This window comes from Cohnella sp. SGD-V74, from assembly GCF_003001675.1.
In the GTDB taxonomy this organism is placed as follows: domain Bacteria; phylum Bacillota; class Bacilli; order Paenibacillales; family Paenibacillaceae; genus Cohnella.
In genome coordinates this window covers 399,893-415,904 of the sequence record NZ_PVYW01000002.1, presented here as the reverse complement: position 1 = coordinate 415,904, position 16,012 = coordinate 399,893, and the positions used below count along the sequence as shown (strand labels likewise).

The window sequence follows — 16,012 nt, the reverse complement described above, 5'->3', positions numbered from 1 at the left end:
CATCATGAAATCTTATCTGCTCTCCTTGCCGGGAAGACTGCTGCAGGTCATTCGTTCCCGGATGCTGTACAAGATGCTGATCGTGTATTCGTTGCTGACGCTCGTACCGCTGATCGTCGTCAGTACGACGTTCTTCGCAAGAACGGGCAAATTGATCGAAAGAAAAGCTACCGAAGAGATGCAGCAGAATTTGGCGGAGAAAGGTAACGCCATTGACGACAAGCTGCAGCAGATCAAGAAGCGGATGCTGGAGATGCAAGCGTTCAACCCTCTGCAAGAGCTGCTTAAAGCGGACGCCAATCCCGATGTCGGGATCGCCCAAGAAGAGGAACAGGCACAATTGGAAAACACGGTTGTCAACTGGCTGTCGATCGAACTGACGGAGATGCAGCAGAGATTCGGAGATTACTTCGACAACTATTACGTCCTGACTTTGTCGGACAAGCTGTACGGAACAGAAAAGGAAGTCGGGTTGATCCACTTGAAAGCGTATCCATTGCTTCCTTTCGAATTCCGCCATGTTCCGGAATGGGCTTTCTTCACGGATAACGATCGATTGGCTTGCGTGATGAACATTTTCGAAACCTCGGAAGAGGGGACGACCAGCAACCTCCTCGGGATGCTGATCGTGACCCTGAACCCGGACAAGGTGACGTCGCTGTACGAGGAGTACGAGGAGGAGAGGTTCCTGATCACGAACTCCAACAACCTGGTCGTCTCCTCGGTCGACAGAAGCCAGATCGGCAAAGTGCTGGACAACCGAAACAACGATCTGATCGTGCTCAAGCAGAAGTCGAGAGCCTCCGATTTCGTCTACATCGATCTTTTCCATTCCACTACCGGCAGCGTCGTTCGCAACCAGATCGAATTCGCTTCTTTGATCACGCTGCTGGCGTGGGCTATCGTATTTATCGTTACTTACGTATTTCTTCGCAAAGTCACTATTCCGATTCAAAGGCTGACGCGGCTGATGCGCAAGGTGGAGCAAGAACAATATTTTCCGATCGAGGAGATCACGTCCAGTGATGAAGTGGCCATTCTCTGTCACGGCTATAATCAGATGATTCGTCGAACGAAGGAACTGATCGACACCAATTACAAGAACGAGCTGCTCAAGCAGGAAGCGGAGCTTAAGGCGATTCGCATGCACATTAATCCGCATTTCCTGTACAACACGCTGGAATATGCGAGCATTATGTCGCAATCGGCGGAGCGGGCACGGCTCGTTCCGGACATTTTGCACAAGTTGTCCGCTATCTTCCGCTTCTCGATCCATCCCGGCAGCATGTTCGTATCGCTCGAGACGGAGCTTGGCTTCGCCGAAACCTACCTGGATATTCACCGCTACAGATACGGGGAACGTCTTCGTTACGAAGTGACGCTGCCCGGGATGCTCCGCAATGCGGCCGTGCCGAAGCTGATCCTGCAGCCGTTGATCGAGAACGCCGTCATTCATGGCATAGATCGATTGGAAGACGGAGGTATCATTCGCATTCGTGCGGAAGAGCGGGATTTCCAGATGCTGATCGAGATCGAGAACAGCTCCTTGGGCGAGGAAGAGCAAGCTTCGTTCTCGAGAAGGACCAACAAGCCGCGAGGTCTGGGTTCCGGTCTGGACAATGTGAACTCCCGGCTTCGCCACCATTACGGAGGAAATTACGGCGTAACGCTGCAGCGCGGAAACGGCAGCACGACCGTCCGGTTAACGATGCCGATCCAACTCGTCGAAAAGGAGAACTGACATGAGAATTCTGGTAGTGGACGATGAGAAGGAAATTCGCGATTACATTTGCAGCATGACGGAGTGGGAGGCTTTGGGGTGCGTCATCGCAGGCTCTGCGGCCAACGGGGTGAAGGCTCTCGAATTGTTTGAGGAGATACGCCCCGAGTTGCTCATTACCGACATTCGCATGCCGGAGATGGATGGGATCGAATTGGCGGAGAAGATCAGGGAAACCAGGTCCGATCTTCCGATTATTTTTCTTACGGCCTATAACGAATTTGAATACGCCAAGAAGGGGATCAAGCTCGGGGTAGCGGATTTCCTGACGAAGCCGTTCCGGGGAGCCGATCTGGTCCAGAGCGTCGAGGCTCTGATTGCTCATCGGAAGGAAACACGATCATGGCTGGAACAGGAGGAAGCTTTCGACCTGTTGACGAGCGATTCATTGAGCGACGATGAGAAGAGAGAATGGCTTTCCGAGCAGGCGTTGGCAGGGGAGACCTGCTTGCTGCTCTATGTCGAGGTGGATCATATCGTAAGTACCGCGCCGGAGAGAACGCCGTTCTCCAAGCTGATTTTGAAGCGGGAAATTGGGGCCTCTGTTGAAGAGAGCGGACTGAAGGCCTGGGCGGCCACTACGGCTTCCGGGGTATATTTGCTGCTCTTCGCGCGCAGCGGGGCGGTGCCTGGCGAGCTGCACGATCAGGCGATGACTCTCGCCCGGAAGATCATTGAGCAGACGGATCACGAAGCGTTCACATTATCCGCTGCGTTGAGTCGGGAGTTGGCCACGCCGCTCGATCTGCAATCGGCGATCGAACAGGCGGCCCAAGGAATGGAGTACCGGATGCTGCTCGGCCGCAAGTCGGTCATCTCCTTCGATGCGCTCGAGTCGATGCTCGCCGAACGTAAGAAGGATACGGAATTCTCTGTATTGAGGCTGGGAGATCTGATTCGCCGAGTCGATACGGAAGGCATTAAGGCGCTGCTGCGAGACAGCTATCGTCAGTTGTTGTCCACGGGAGCGGGCAAGAAGGAGATGCAGCATGTCTGTCTTAGTTTATTGGACAAGGCCGAACAGGTGCTGCTGGAGTCGGAAATCCTCATCTCCAGCGAGGCGAGAGTGGACATTCGGGAACGGTTGCTGAGCTGCGTTATTCTGACCGATCTGATGACGCTGACGGAACGGCAGCTTCTCGACTATGCCGCGCGCATGTCGAGTACGCTGGGCCAGTCGTCCAAGTCGCTGGTGCTGGAGACGAAGAGAGTGATCGAGCAGAGCTACATGGAGGATATTAATCTCCAGACGACAGCCAAGAAGCTGAACGTCAATTATTCGTACCTTAGCCGGTTGATCAAGCGGGAGACGGGCAAAAACTTCAGCGACTTGCTGTGGGAGCATCGAATCGAGGAAGCCAAATCAAAGCTTATGCGCGGGGATTTGAAGGCGTACGAGGTCGCCTACTCGGTCGGTTTCAAGGACTCCTCCCATTTCAATATTTTGTTCAAGAAGATGACCGGCTTTACCCCCAATGCCTTTCGCGCTCAAGCCGAGCAGCGACCGAAGCCTTAATTACGGAACCTGTCGAATCGGTCAAACGGAGCAAAGAAAAGGCAAAACCCAACCATCCGAAAATCGCTCTGGAAGCGTTATCTTAAGAGGGAAGATATCTTAAGAGCGAGTTCAAAAAGTCCGATTTTCAGCACCGAGAAGGTTGGATGAAGACCGGTGATGAGGAACGGAGTGTAGTGGAAGCTACATGAGTACCGGAAGATCCGGCTGAATTCAAGATTCGATGTCGAATCCGCTTCCTGATCTGCTCCGTGATCAAAATTGGACTTTTTGAACAACCACTAAAAGGGGGATTACACCATATGAAGTCAAGCAAAGCCTGGATGGGATTAATGCTGATTCTGTGCTTCGGTCTCGTTCTGTCCGCGTGCGGCGGAAACAAGAATAACAACGCCTCTCCGAGTCCGAGCGCCAGCGAAGCTCCGGCGGCCAGTCCTTCTGAATCCGCTTCCGAGGAAGCGCCGAAAGCGGGCAGCGACAAAGCGTTCACGATTCGCGTAGGTGCATGGTTCATCGACGATCGTTCGTATCAAGTAGCCTTTAAGCAAGGGATTGAGGATAAGTACAAGGAACTGTATCCGAACGCCAAAATTCAGTGGGACATCACGTTGGGTCTTCCTTATTTCGATAAGCTTAAAGCGCAGCTCGCCTCCAGATCGGCGCCTGACGTTATCTTCTATCAGAACCAAGAATATGTGGTTGATGGATACTTGGAAGACTTGTCCAACGAGCCTTGGGTAGCCAGACTGAATGAAGCGGGTCAGACAGACCTGCAAACCCATTTCCAAGGCAAAACGTACGCCTTGCCGATGGGGGGGAGCATCGGCGGGGGCGTATGGTATAACAAGAAGATTTTCGCAGATCTCGGCCTTCAACCTCCGAAGACGACACAGGAGTTCATGGATGTCGCCGAGGCGATCAAACAAGCGGGAATTACGCCGATCGCGCTTGGGTTCAAAGATGCCTGGACGGCACAAATGTTCGCCACTAATTGGCTGCAGCCGTATTTGTTCAGCGAAGATCCGGATTTCGGATTGAAAATCTACAACGGCGAGAAGAAGTTGGACGATCCGCTCATTCAGGAAGTATTCCTTAACTTCCAGAAGATGAAGGAGAACGATTACTTCAACAAAAACGCGCTCAGCATCGACTGGCCGCAATCCGCTCAACTGTTCGCCAAAGGCGAAGCGGCGATGATCATTCAGGGACCGTGGATGCCTGGCGCGAACAAGGAAAACATCGCCAACGGCGGCTTCGAAAGCTTCGATATCGGGTTCTTCCCGTTAATGGACGACAAGGGAAATACAGCGATGATCATTGGCAGCAATGAGGCGCTGGGCGTTAACGCTCAGACGGAATTGATGCAGGAGGCGAAGGACTTGGTTAACGTGGTCGCCTCGCCCGAGCTGTACGGTCCGTATCTCGTAGGCGGCGGAGCGTTGACCATGTTGTCGGACGTCAGCGTCACGTATGACGATCCGGTCGTCTCCGAAGTCCAGGAAGCGGTGAGTAAGAAATCCCTGCCTGTACGCTTAGAGAGCTATCTTCCGACAAGTGGAGCTAACGCGTTAATCGATGTCACGACGAAGGTCGTATCCGGCGTGAAGTTTACTCCGGCCGACTTGAAGCCGATGATCGACAGCCTCGAGAGAGACAAAGCGACAGTAACTTTACCGGAATAAACGCGACATTCAAGCACATGAGAGGGTCCAGCCGCCGGCCGTTCGCGGTTGGGCCTTCTCTGCCCAGTACCGGAAAGCGGGTGACATCCAATGAATCAAAACAGAAGATTATACTTGTCGGGGGTTTTGTTCCTATTGCCCGCGCTGCTTATATTCGGAATGTTTTTCTATCTTCCTTTTCTGCAAAGCATCTACTATTCGTTCACCGAATGGAATGCGCTGAAGCCGCCAAGATTCATTGGCTTCGACAATTATGTTAACTTGCTTAAAGACCAAAGAATGAAGGATGGCTTCTTCAACACGATGAAGATGGTCGCCTTCGGGGTGATCGTCCAAAATACGCTCGCTCTGTTTCTGGCCGTTATGCTGAATAAGCCATTTCGCACGAAGGCGTTTCTGCGAACCAGCCTGTACTTGCCGATTGTGATCAGTCTTGTCGTCACTTCGATTATTTGGGGGCAACTGCTCAATTACGAAGGGTTATTTAACGGTATTCTCATTCGGTTAGGTCTGGAGTCGATTATTCAGGACTGGTTGGGCACCGTTCAAACCTCGTTCCCGACGATCATTCTGCTTACGCAATGGCAAGGCATCGGATATTGCGCCATTATTTATTTGGCCGGTCTGCAGTCCATTCCGAATGACATCTATGAAGCGGCCGAGATTGAAGGGGCTAAAGGGTTTACTTTGTTCCGGACAATTACGCTGCCGATGCTGATGACGACGGTGTCGGTCGTGCTTTTCCTGATTGTCGTGGGCGGGTTGCGCCTGTTCGAGCTGCCGTATATTTTGACTAACGGCGGACCGGGAACATCTTCCTATACACTGTTCCTGGCGGTCTACAACGCGGCCTTCCAGAATACGCAATACGGTTATGCAACGGCTGCAAGCATCGTGCTCGCCTTCTTCATCATTATCGTTGCGATCGTCCAGCTCAGAATCACAAGCAAGAGGGAGGTAGAGCTGTAATGGGACAACTCCGCAAGCCTCCGCTGCTTATAGAGGCGTTAATGCTGCTGCTCGCGCTGCTCTTCCTGCTTCCCGTATGTTATTTGCTGATGATGAGCATTAAACAGCCGGCGATCTTCTATGATCCGTTCAAGCTGCCGAATCAGCTGTACCTGGAGTATTACAAAGCTGCCTTTCAGGATGTCGCTTTCTTCAGGGGGCTCGGCAATACGCTGTATGTCACGTTAGGGGGGCTTGTGCTGACCATTCTCGTCGCCTCTATGTCGGGATTCGTGTTGGCGCGGATGAATCAGCGGTTTTTCCGCTACGTCTTCCTGTTCATTCTGTCCGGTCTGATTATTCCGACCGTCGGATCGTTGATTCCGATGTTCAAGCTCGCTATCGCGCTTGAGCTGATCAATACCCGCACATTGCTCGTGTTCATGGCGGCTGCAGCGGGCATTCCGATGGCGACGTTCCTCTATTCGGCGTTTACGAAATCGATTCCGCGCGAGCTTGAGGAATCGGCTGCGATCGACGGCTGCGGACGACTGCGTCTATTCTGGATGATTATCTTCCCGCTGCTTATGCCGGCAACAGGCACGTTCGTCATTACGAACATCTATGCAGCATGGAACGATTTCGTTACGCCGCTTATTTTCCTGAACGATCCGTCGAAGATGACGCTTATGCCGCAGATCGTACAATTTATGGCCAACAAGCAGTCGATCAATCTGGGGCCGGTATTCGCGCTTAGCGTACTCTCCGTGCTGCCGCTGGTCGTACTGTTCCTGTTCACGCAGAAATATATGCTCAAAGGGTTAGTAATGGGATCTGTGAAAGGATAATGACAAGTACCCCGGGAGGAATTCAGATATGAGCCGCAAACCCTATGAAGTCGCCGTTTACTATTTTCCGCAATGGCACTCCGACCCGACCAATGAGAAGCAGAAGGGCAAAGGCTGGACCGAGTGGCCTTCGCTGAGAACGGCCAAGCCGCGATTCCCCGGCCACGAGCAACCGAAGACCCCGCTCTGGGGAGAGCTTGACGAATCCGATCCGCGCGTCAGCGAGAAGCAGATCGACGCGGCCGCCGATCACGGCATTACGTCGTTCCTGTACGACTGGTACTGGGATCTGCAAGGCGCTGAAGGCCCCTTCCTGCACCGGGCGCTGGAAGAAGGGTTCCTGCAAGCGAACAACCGCGACCGACTCCGCTTCGGCATCATGTGGGCGAATCACAACGAGCTTAACAGGGAACGCTTCGACGCGATGACCGATTACTTGATCGAACGATATTTCGGAGAGTCGAATTTCCTGAAGATCGACGGCAAGCCGTACTTCTCGATTTACGAGACGCATACGCTCGTCGCCGGGCTGGGCGGCATCGAAGCGACTGCCGACGCGCTGGCCGATTTTCGCCGCAAGACGGTGGAGGCCGGTTACCCAGGGCTGCATCTGAATTTGATGGAATGGGGCTTGCAAGCGAAGCATGAGGCGATCATCGGCGATGACCCGAACGCCATTATCCGTCTGTTCCAAGCGGACAGCGTCACTTCCTACGTCTGGATTCACCATACGGATCCGGAGTCGTTCCCTCATACGGACTTCGGCGAGTATATGGAAGTGGCGATGGCGAAATGGGACGATCTCCGCGAAGAATATGCAGTGCCCTACTATCCTAACGTGACGATGGGATGGGACCCGTCTCCGCGATGCGACGCCGATGCTCCTTACGAGCTCGGGGAATATCCGTATACGCCGGTTCTGTCCGACAATGCTCCGGGCAAGTTCGAAGAGGCGCTTCGTCGTTCCAAGGCGTACGTGGATCGCATAGGCCTCGAACCGCCGATGATTACGGTGTACGCTTGGAACGAATGGACGGAAGGCGGTTATCTGGAACCGGACACGAAGCACGGAATGGCTTATTTGGAAGCGATACGCGATGTATTCGGCAAGACGGAAGATTGATAGAGAAGCGAGAAGAGCTGTCTCATAAGTCCTTGCAACCGGCGTCTCCGGCGGCAATTTGGAGGGAGGAAATACGTGGGTCACGTATTCCTCCCCGTCCACATGAACGAAGAACAAAATACAGCGGAAAACCGACATGGACGTCGCTCGCAAGCGGCCAATCCCGAACGGGACGTCATCTACAGCAAATTAATATAAATCCCGCCCAGAACGGTCCGGTTCTGAAATCCGCTGTAGCGCGAATACTTCACCTGGTGCGGGGTAGAGCTGTAATACCAGTCGGTGATCGGCACCCGTTCGGCCGTTTCGCTGATGAAATCCCAGATGGCTTTGTACAAGCGTTCGCTATACTCGCCGTTGTCCGTAAACACCGTCGTCCACGCCAGCCAATCGAGCTTGGTGTAGTCCGAGCGCGAGTCCAGCGGCACGCCGTAACGGTTCATTTTGGCGGAATACAGCCGGATTTCGCTTTCGTATACCTCTTGGTCAAACAGACCGACCTCAAGCAGTTTGTCCCACACGATGTTGTACTTGAGGCTCCAGGAATCCGGCTGATCGAAGGCCAGCAAAGAGCCTTCTTCCTTCCGAGCCTCCGCGCTCCACTTGTCCGCCATCGCCTTCGCGGCCGAGATGTATTTCTCCTCGTTCACAAGCTTGCCGTACGCCCCCAGCGCCACGATGGCCTTCATGCTCAAGTTGCAGTTGTGGGCCAGATGTCCGGCAAAATCGTCCGTGCACAGCTGGTTTCCCGGGTCATAGCCGTTCACCAGCAAGTAATCCGCCCATTTGTCCAGCAGCGGCTTCTCTTGCAGCGCGAATTCGTTCGAGCCTTCATAGCGCGACAGCGCCGCCACCGACAGCAGCATATTGCCGCATTCTTCTACCGGCATTTGATATTCGAGTTTGTTCTCGCCGTACACCTGGCCGTTGCACAGCGGATATTGACCGCAGTCGTGAGGAGCAAAATCGAACTTCCAAGCGTCGGTTCGCGCATATTTCAGAATCGGGCGCAGCATGCCCTTGACCAGCTCCGGATTGTATTTCAGGAACAGCGGGATCGAAGGATAGGTGACGTCCAGCGTGGCGATGCAGCCGTTGCTAAAGCATTCCTTGGACAGGAACAGAGCTTCCCCTTCGTGCAGCACCAGCTTATGGGCGGCGATCGTCTGCCGGTAGGCCAGAGCCGCGATGTCCGCGTAATACCGGTTCACTTTCGCGGTCTCGCCATTCAGCTTCTCCTCGAACTCCGCTGCCCAAGCGCTCACTTGCCCATAGTCGGATACGGCTTGCTTCAGCATGTTGTCGAAGGTTCCGTATTCTTTTTTATAGTAGGCATCCACCTGTTCCCCGAAATATTCGATCGACTTGATGTCGTCGTAGGCAAGGCAGATCGTATCGGACAGCTTGTCGCTGATCAGCGCGATGCAGCGATATTCGCTGGCAGGCTTGGGGGTGTCGCCATCGTCGTCCACCCGCGCAGCTTCCCCGCCGGTCAGGAAGCGATAACGTCCGTCATAGTCGGTCACGAACGCTCCGGGATGCGCTACATGCAGATAACCCCAGTCGATGCGGATATTGTCTCCGCTGGCGTTAAGCGGCTTCTGCTCCGCATTGCCGCAGTACACGGAATCGGCGCCGCGGCGGAAGACGACCTTCTGATCCATCGTATTGACGCTGCATTCTCCCGCAATATCGAAATACACTTCAATCTCGTGCTGCTGCCCGTCTTTGACGGCGATGTCGTAGCTGATATAGGAGGCGGGACGAGACAGAATAGGAAGCCGATCCGGAAGAAGAGGCGTTAGAAAAGTTAAGGTCAATTCGACCTGCTCGTTGGCAAAGGTGTAGATCGTGCTCAGCGGCTTCACTTCCGCCTTGATCTGCGGAATGACCTGCGGTTCGGCGTAATAGCGTTCGCCGAAGGCTTCCACTTTTCCCATGAATCGATATACGGCGCCGTCGATCTTGATCAATCCGACCATGCCGTTGCGCTGGCCTGTCCAATGACGCGTGTGATCGTCGTACAAACGATCGGCGAAGGACCAAATGCTGAAATACGGATCTACGGTAATCAGAGGAACTGCCGAGGGTCTGAAGCTCATTCGATCATCTCCTGTTCTGTTCGATTCACATATAGTATACTGACGTTCATAGGGGCAAGGGATAGATAAAAACGATGATCGGATGAGGAAAATGCGCATGAGAGAAGAAATCTATTCTTTCAGGGAAAACGCTGCCGGACCGTTCGGCTTGCAGTTCGAGATGGCCGGAAAATCTTTTTGCGACGGAAGCTACCGGATCGATCGGCCCCGTTCGGCGGTGAGCAGCATCGAGTATATTATTCGGGGGCGAGGCACGGTCAGAATCGATTCTCAGGAATTTTACCCGAAGGCCGGGGACACGTATTTCCTGCATCAAGGGCAAGATCACCTGTATTTCTCGGACAAGGACGATCCGTGGATTAAAATCTGGGTCAACGTCAGGGGAGAGCTGTTGACGGATCTGATCGGCAGATACGGGCTGAAGGGCTGCTACCATATCCCGGATTTCTATGCGATGAATTATCTGCAGCGAATTGTTCATAACGCGCAGGCCAACGATGACAATGCCGTGCTGAACTGTACGCTGGCCGTGCATGAACTGCTGGTCAAGCTGAACGAGCATCTGTATGCGCCGGCCGTTCTGTCGGATGCGATGCGGCTGAAAACGTACCTGGACCATCGGGTATCGGAGAACGTTTCTTTGTCCGAGCTTGCGGCGGTCATCGGGAAGTCCGAATCGCAAACGATCCGTCTGTTCAAGCGGGAATACGGCGTTACGCCCTATCACTATCATCTGCAATTAAAGTTGGATTTCGCGCAAAAGCTGCTGAGGAGCACGGGCATGACCGTACGGGAAGTCGCGGCTCATCTTTCCTTCGGGGACGAATTCTACTTTTCCAATCTGTTCAAAAAGAAGCTGGGATCGGCGCCCAATCATTTCCGCAAAATGAGGCTTTAAGCTCGCGTCTTCACAAGGGCTCGAATCAGGTCACAAAATTGGCATTCCAGGTCACAAACGGTGTAGCCGCCGCCCCTTGGTCTGGTGTAAGATGAGAAATCAAACGTCGCTCCCGGAGGATGCTGCACATGAACCGACCCATCAAATGGAAAGCGTTTGCATCTGTTGTCGCCCTGCTGACGGCGGCACTGTTTATCGGAATATGGGCGTATGAGCGGAGCGGAGGGCCGGATCGGCAAGTGCCGGACCAGCGCACGCCGGAGTCGTCCGGCAGCGCCGACGGCAAGAAAACGGCGGGAGCCTCGGCCGATACCGATAAGCTCGTCATGGTGTTCCCCGCAGGCAACGTGCCTAAGGACTTGGAACTCGTCGAACGGGCCATGAGCGACTATTTAATGAAGAAAATCAATGCGACGCTGGATATCCAGACGATAGATATGGGCTCGTGGTGGGATAAGACCGGGCTGATGTTCGCATCGGGAGAGCAGATCGACCTGATGTTCACCGCGGGCTGGATGAGGTTCGCGGACGAGATCGCCAAGGGCAAGTTCATCCCGCTCGACGACCTGCTGGAGCAGTACGGCAAAGGGATCAAGGATATTCTCGACCCGTCGATTCTGGAGGCGGGCAAAGTCGAGGGAAGCATCTACGGCATCGTCACGAACAAGGAGTTCGCCTCCAGCAAAGGGCTCGTGCTGCGCAAGGACATCGTCGACAAGCTGAAGATCGACTTGTCGGCGGTCCGCGAGCTGGCGGATTTGGGCCCGGTGTTCGCAGCCGTCAAGGAGAGCGAGCCCGGCATGGCGCCGCTCCAAGCCCGGGCCGATCGGAGTCCGCTGACGTTCCTGATGCAGTACGGCATGTTCGACATGCTCGGAGAAGGGCCGGGCGTGCTTCATCGGGACAGCGCCGCAGGCAAAGTCGTGAATCTGGCCGAGACGGACGAGTTCATGGAATATGCGAAGCTGATGTACGAATGGAACCGCGCCGGATATTTCAATGCGGATGCGACGACGTCCAAGGATAACGAGTTCGACGCCGTCAAGGCGGGCAAAGCGTTCTCCTACGCGGAATCGCTGAAGCCCGGCTTCGAGCTGCACGCCTCGCGCGATACGGGATATCCGATGGTCAGCGTGGAGCTGACCAGGCCGTATACGACGACGGCCGATACGACGAGCGCCATGTTCGCGATTACCCGGGGCGCCAAGCATCCGGAGAAAGCGATGATGCTGCTGAACCTGCTCTACACCGACCCTTATTTGCTCAATCTGCTCGATTGGGGCATCGAAGGCGTGCACTACGTCAAGCTGGCCGACAACGTCATCCAGTACCCGCAAGGGGTCGATTCCAAAACGGTAGGCTACAACCTGAACCAGCCGTGGATGTTCGGCAACCAGCTCAACTCCTACTTGTGGCAGAACGAGAATCCGCGCTTGTGGGAGGAGTACCGCAGGTTCAACGAGTCCGCGGACCAATCGAGGGCGCTCGGCTTCGTTTTTAACCCCGAACGGGTCAAAGCCGAGATCGCGGCCTGCTCTCTCGTGGACAAGGAGTTCATGCCCGCTCTCAACACCGGGGCGCAGGACCCCGAGAAAATCATTCCGATGTATCTGGAGAGGCTGAAGATCGCCGGAGCGGACAAGGTCGTGGCGGAAAAGCAGCGGCAGCTCGACCGCTGGCTGGCCGCCGGACGGCAGACGAACGGCTGAGGAGGACGAACATGAGACCCGCGACGATGCGCTCCAGACTGATTCTCGGCTTCGCTCTTGTCACCGTTCCCCTCGTCATCGCGCTGCTGTGGAACAACCTGTACGCGACCAAGGTCGTGCACTCCCAGGTGGCGCAGTCGAACCGGAACATGCTGACGATGTATATGAACGACATGGATCAGGTGCTCGGAGAAATTGAGAACTACCTGTACAAGACCGCCGAGCAGGATCAGAGCTTGATCTCGCTGAGCCAGTACGGCAAAGAGAGCTGGGAATATTATTTGGCGACGACCCAGACGGCGAACGATTTGAACCTCAATATTAATTACTACGATGCCGCGGACATCCTGTTCGCCTACGGGGCGAAGCATGACGAGCTGCTCGTCGCCCAGCAGCAATCCGTGACTTACGAGAGGAAGCAGCTCATCCAGGAGAAACTGCGCGAAATCTTGACAAGCTCGGCAGACGGAAGCGGCAGACGCTGGAGCCTCGTGGAGCAGAACGGAGAGTACGCGCTGGCCCGCATCGTCGATACGCACTACGATTCCTACATCGGCGCATGGGTCGACCTGAACCGGCTGATGGAGCCGATGAGAAGGCTCGGCCAGGATGGCAAGGGCGAAGCGCTGCTCGTGTCGCGGGAAGGCGTACCCCTGTCCGCAACGGGAGCCGCCGTCCGGGAAGCGCTCGGATCGACGGACCTGTCGGCCTATCTGGACGACGGGAAAGCCGCCTACAATATCGTCAAGCTGGATAAGCCGTATTTGTTCGTGGCGAAAAGCTCGAGGATGGCCGCCATGGATCTGCTGCTCATGCTTCCGGAACGGTCTCTGCTGGAGGGGCTGCCCTTTTTCCGCAATCTGACCTATCTGATCCCGATGCTCGCCGCCGCCATGCTCGGCCTGTACTTGCTGTTCCTGCAAAATTCGATCGTCAAGCCGATCCATCAGTTCATCAAGGGCATGCGCAAAATCCGCTCAGGGGACCTCAGCGTGCGGATGGAAGATTACAAGCTTCAGGAATTCCTTGCGCTTAAGGAGACGTTTAACGGGATGGCCCAGCAGATCGAGCACCTCAAGATCGACATTTACGAGGAGCAGATCCGGACGCAGAAGGCGGAGCTTAAGCATTTGCAGGCGCAGATTCATCCCCATTTCTTCATGAACTCTCTCAACATCGTCTACCAGCTCGCGCAAATCCGCGACTACGAGGTCATACAGAACATGGCGCTGCACCTCGTCCGCTATTTCAGATACACGACGCGTACGCAGGTATCGACGATTACGATCAAGGAAGAGACCGAGCATATCTACCATTACCTCTCGATTCAGAAATACCGCTTCCCCGAGACGCTGGAGTTCGAATTCGACGTGGCTCCCGGGACGGAGGACGCGGAGATTCCGCCGCTGATCATCCAGCCTCTTGTCGAGAATGCGATGGTGCACGGCTTCTCGATCCGCACGGGCAGCCCGTTCCGCATCCGCGTGAAGGTGTCGCAGGAAGGCGAAGGCAGCGACCGAACGCTGCTGATCGAGGTCGAGGACAACGGCAAAGGCTTGTCGGACGAACAGGCGGAGCAATTGCAGGAGAGAGTGCACGAAGCCGAGCCGGGGGATCGCAGTCTGGGATTGTGGAACGTCGTTCGCCGATGCAGGCTGTATTTTAAGGGGCCGGTGAAAATGACGTTCTCGTCCGCAGAGCCCCAAGGGGCGCTCGTTACGCTGCGGCTGCCGATCGGACTGGACAAGGGCAAGGACCAGGAGACTCCAAGGGGGGATAAAAGATGATACGGGTGCTGATCGTGGACGACGAGATTTACGCGGTCAAGGGGCTGATCTCCGGCGTCAGATGGGACGAGATCGGCGTCGACGAGGTGCATGAGGCGTACCATGCGCCGATGGCGCAGCAGCTTCTTCGCGAACGGGAGATCGACATCGTCGTCTGCGATATCGAGATGCCGGAGATGAACGGGCTCGAGCTGATGGAGTGGGTCAAGAACGAGGGGCTGCATCCGGAGACGATCGTGCTGACGTGCCATTCCGAATTCGCGTACGCGAAGGAGGCGGTCCGCCTCGGCAGCCTGCAATACTTGCTGAAGCCGGTCGTCTACTCGGAGCTGGAGCAGGCGCTGCTGGCGGCGATCGGGAAGGTGAACGAGCGAAGAAGGCTGAACGAAGCCGACGAGCAGTACGGCAAAATCGTCGAGCTGTGGAACAGCCGCAAGCCGCTTCTGATCGAGCGCTTCTGGCAGGATGTGCTCGAACGCAGAATTTCTCCTTCTCCCGTATCGGTCGAGCGGGCTCTATCCGCTTACGGCATGAATTTGAACGAGTTGAGCGTGGTCAGGCTCATTCTGATCAGCGTCGAAGGCTGGGACAAACCGCTGAACGAGCGGGACGAGCTGATTATGGAGTTCGCCTTGCGCAAGGCCGCGGAGGAGGTGCTGCTGCCGGGGGTGGCGGGCAACGTGATTGAGGATCACCGGGGCAACATTCTCGTCGTGCTGTACGAGGGGGAGCAGGAGGTTTCGGTGGAGGAGCTCGAAGCTCGCTGCCGCGAATATTTGGAGGCTTGCAGGCGGTATTTCTTCTGCCGGGTATCCTGTTATGTCGGAGAGACGACCGCGCTGGCTGATGTCCTGAACGGCTATTTGAGCCTGCTGGACCGGGAATACCGCAACGTCGGCGTCGCCAATGCCGTCATTCGGGGCGCTGCCCCCGAAGACGCGGCACAGCCGGGAGTCGTGCCTAGCCTGACCGAGCCGATGCTGGATTGGGCGGATCTGCTTGAGCAGGGCTTAACCCGCGAATTCGCGCTTGGGCTGGACGAATGGCTGGGGCGTCTGGACGCCGGCACGGCGACGGTCGATACGCTGATCTCGTCTTACCATTCTTTGCTTCAGGTCATCTACTACGCGATGCACCGCAAAGGGCTCCAGGCCAAGCAGCTGTACGAGATCGCCGACTGTCCGGGAGCGGACGAGGCGACCCGGTCGGTAGCCCGGTTCAAGGAATGGGCCGGTTGCATCGCCGGGGCCGCGGGCAAGCTGTTCTCCCATTTGCAGGCCGAAAGCCCCGTCATCCAGAAGGTCAAGGCGTATATCGCCGACCATCTTGAGGAGGATTTGACGCGCGAGCAGCTCGCTTCGGTCGCTTTCGTCAATCCGGCGTACTTGTCCCGGCTGTTCCGCAAGGAGACGGGCACCGTGCTGACCGATTTCATCCTGCGGGAAAAAATGCGCAAAGCGGCCGAACTGCTCGCCGCAACGGACGACAGCGTCAGCGAAATCGCGGACCGGCTCCATTACGGCAACTTCTCGTATTTCGCCAGATTGTTCCGCAAAGTTCACGGCGTCACTCCCCACGATTACCGGAAGTCTTTTCGCAGAGCGGGATTGTGAATGGGG

Annotated in this window: 11 protein-coding genes; 10 read left to right on the top strand and 1 reads right to left on the bottom strand. The window is 55.5% G+C overall.

The genetic code is table 11. The features are described 5' to 3' along the window. Positions 1-4: 4 nt before the first annotated feature. The 6 genes from B0G52_RS04380 to B0G52_RS04355 all read left to right on the top strand — a co-directional run bounded on the left by B0G52_RS04380 (position 5) and on the right by B0G52_RS04355 (position 7,897). Positions 5-1,741, top strand: coding sequence for a sensor histidine kinase (locus tag B0G52_RS04380; RefSeq protein ID WP_094042292.1), 1,737 nt, complete (start codon positions 5-7; stop codon positions 1,739-1,741). A gap of 1 nt (position 1,742) precedes the next feature. After that, positions 1,743-3,296 carry a response regulator transcription factor gene (locus tag B0G52_RS04375; RefSeq protein WP_094042291.1) on the top strand — a complete coding sequence of 518 codons (1,554 nt, stop codon included), beginning with the start codon at positions 1,743-1,745 and terminating at the stop codon, positions 3,294-3,296. 302 nt (positions 3,297-3,598) lie between these two features. Further along, positions 3,599-4,978 (top strand): ABC transporter substrate-binding protein, encoded by a 1,380-nt coding sequence (locus B0G52_RS04370; RefSeq protein WP_094042290.1) that lies wholly within the window; start codon positions 3,599-3,601, stop codon positions 4,976-4,978. A gap of 90 nt (positions 4,979-5,068) precedes the next feature. Further along, positions 5,069-5,947, top strand: coding sequence for a carbohydrate ABC transporter permease (locus B0G52_RS04365; protein ID WP_094042289.1), 879 nt, complete (start codon positions 5,069-5,071; stop codon positions 5,945-5,947). Then, positions 5,947-6,774, top strand: coding sequence for a carbohydrate ABC transporter permease (locus tag B0G52_RS04360; RefSeq protein WP_094042288.1), 828 nt, complete (start codon positions 5,947-5,949; stop codon positions 6,772-6,774). Before B0G52_RS04365 ends, B0G52_RS04360 begins: the two co-directional genes overlap by 1 nt. Positions 6,775-6,802: 28 nt before the next feature. Then, entirely contained in the window at positions 6,803-7,897 is a 1,095-nt protein-coding gene (locus tag B0G52_RS04355) for a glycoside hydrolase family 99-like domain-containing protein (protein ID WP_094042287.1), read from the top strand. A gap of 179 nt (positions 7,898-8,076) precedes the next feature. Here the strand turns inward: B0G52_RS04355 and B0G52_RS04350 are convergent, their stop codons facing one another. Then, positions 8,077-9,999, bottom strand: coding sequence for a glutaminase domain-containing protein (locus tag B0G52_RS04350; RefSeq protein ID WP_094042286.1), 1,923 nt, complete (start codon positions 9,997-9,999; stop codon positions 8,077-8,079). A 97-nt stretch (positions 10,000-10,096) separates the two neighbouring features. Here B0G52_RS04350 and B0G52_RS04345 point away from each other — a divergent pair, with 97 nt between their 5' ends. The 4 genes from B0G52_RS04345 (at position 10,097) to B0G52_RS04330 (ending at position 16,006) form a co-directional block, all read left to right on the top strand. Then, positions 10,097-10,897 carry a helix-turn-helix domain-containing protein gene (locus B0G52_RS04345; protein WP_158223580.1) on the top strand — a complete coding sequence of 267 codons (801 nt, stop codon included), beginning with the start codon at positions 10,097-10,099 and terminating at the stop codon, positions 10,895-10,897. Between the two features lie 128 nt (positions 10,898-11,025). After that, entirely contained in the window at positions 11,026-12,606 is a 1,581-nt protein-coding gene (locus B0G52_RS04340; protein WP_158223579.1) for an ABC transporter substrate-binding protein, read from the top strand. Positions 12,607-12,617: 11 nt separating this feature from the next. Beyond that, positions 12,618-14,393 carry a cache domain-containing sensor histidine kinase gene (locus B0G52_RS04335; RefSeq protein ID WP_094042283.1) on the top strand — a complete coding sequence of 592 codons (1,776 nt, stop codon included), beginning with the start codon at positions 12,618-12,620 and terminating at the stop codon, positions 14,391-14,393. Next, positions 14,390-16,006 (top strand): response regulator transcription factor, encoded by a 1,617-nt coding sequence (locus B0G52_RS04330; RefSeq protein ID WP_094042282.1) that lies wholly within the window; start codon positions 14,390-14,392, stop codon positions 16,004-16,006. Before B0G52_RS04335 ends, B0G52_RS04330 begins: the two co-directional genes overlap by 4 nt. The last annotated feature ends 6 nt before the right edge of the window (positions 16,007-16,012 follow it).

What these genes read in the sequence shown, in the direction of transcription:
- B0G52_RS04350 (WP_094042286.1), bottom strand. Translation starts at nt 9,999, where the DNA reads ATGAGCTTCAGACCCTCGGCAGTTCCTCTGATTACCGTAGATCCGTAT.
- B0G52_RS04335 (WP_094042283.1), top strand. Translation starts at nt 12,618, where the DNA reads ATGAGACCCGCGACGATGCGCTCCAGACTGATTCTCGGCTTCGCTCTT.
- B0G52_RS04340 (WP_158223579.1), top strand. Translation starts at nt 11,026, where the DNA reads ATGAACCGACCCATCAAATGGAAAGCGTTTGCATCTGTTGTCGCCCTG.
- B0G52_RS04375 (WP_094042291.1), top strand. Translation starts at nt 1,743, where the DNA reads ATGAGAATTCTGGTAGTGGACGATGAGAAGGAAATTCGCGATTACATT.
- B0G52_RS04360 (WP_094042288.1), top strand. Translation starts at nt 5,947, where the DNA reads ATGGGACAACTCCGCAAGCCTCCGCTGCTTATAGAGGCGTTAATGCTG.
- B0G52_RS04365 (WP_094042289.1), top strand. Translation starts at nt 5,069, where the DNA reads ATGAATCAAAACAGAAGATTATACTTGTCGGGGGTTTTGTTCCTATTG.
- B0G52_RS04380 (WP_094042292.1), top strand. Translation starts at nt 5, where the DNA reads ATGAAATCTTATCTGCTCTCCTTGCCGGGAAGACTGCTGCAGGTCATT.
- B0G52_RS04370 (WP_094042290.1), top strand. Translation starts at nt 3,599, where the DNA reads ATGAAGTCAAGCAAAGCCTGGATGGGATTAATGCTGATTCTGTGCTTC.
- B0G52_RS04355 (WP_094042287.1), top strand. Translation starts at nt 6,803, where the DNA reads ATGAGCCGCAAACCCTATGAAGTCGCCGTTTACTATTTTCCGCAATGG.
- B0G52_RS04330 (WP_094042282.1), top strand. Translation starts at nt 14,390, where the DNA reads ATGATACGGGTGCTGATCGTGGACGACGAGATTTACGCGGTCAAGGGG.
- B0G52_RS04345 (WP_158223580.1), top strand. Translation starts at nt 10,097, where the DNA reads ATGAGAGAAGAAATCTATTCTTTCAGGGAAAACGCTGCCGGACCGTTC.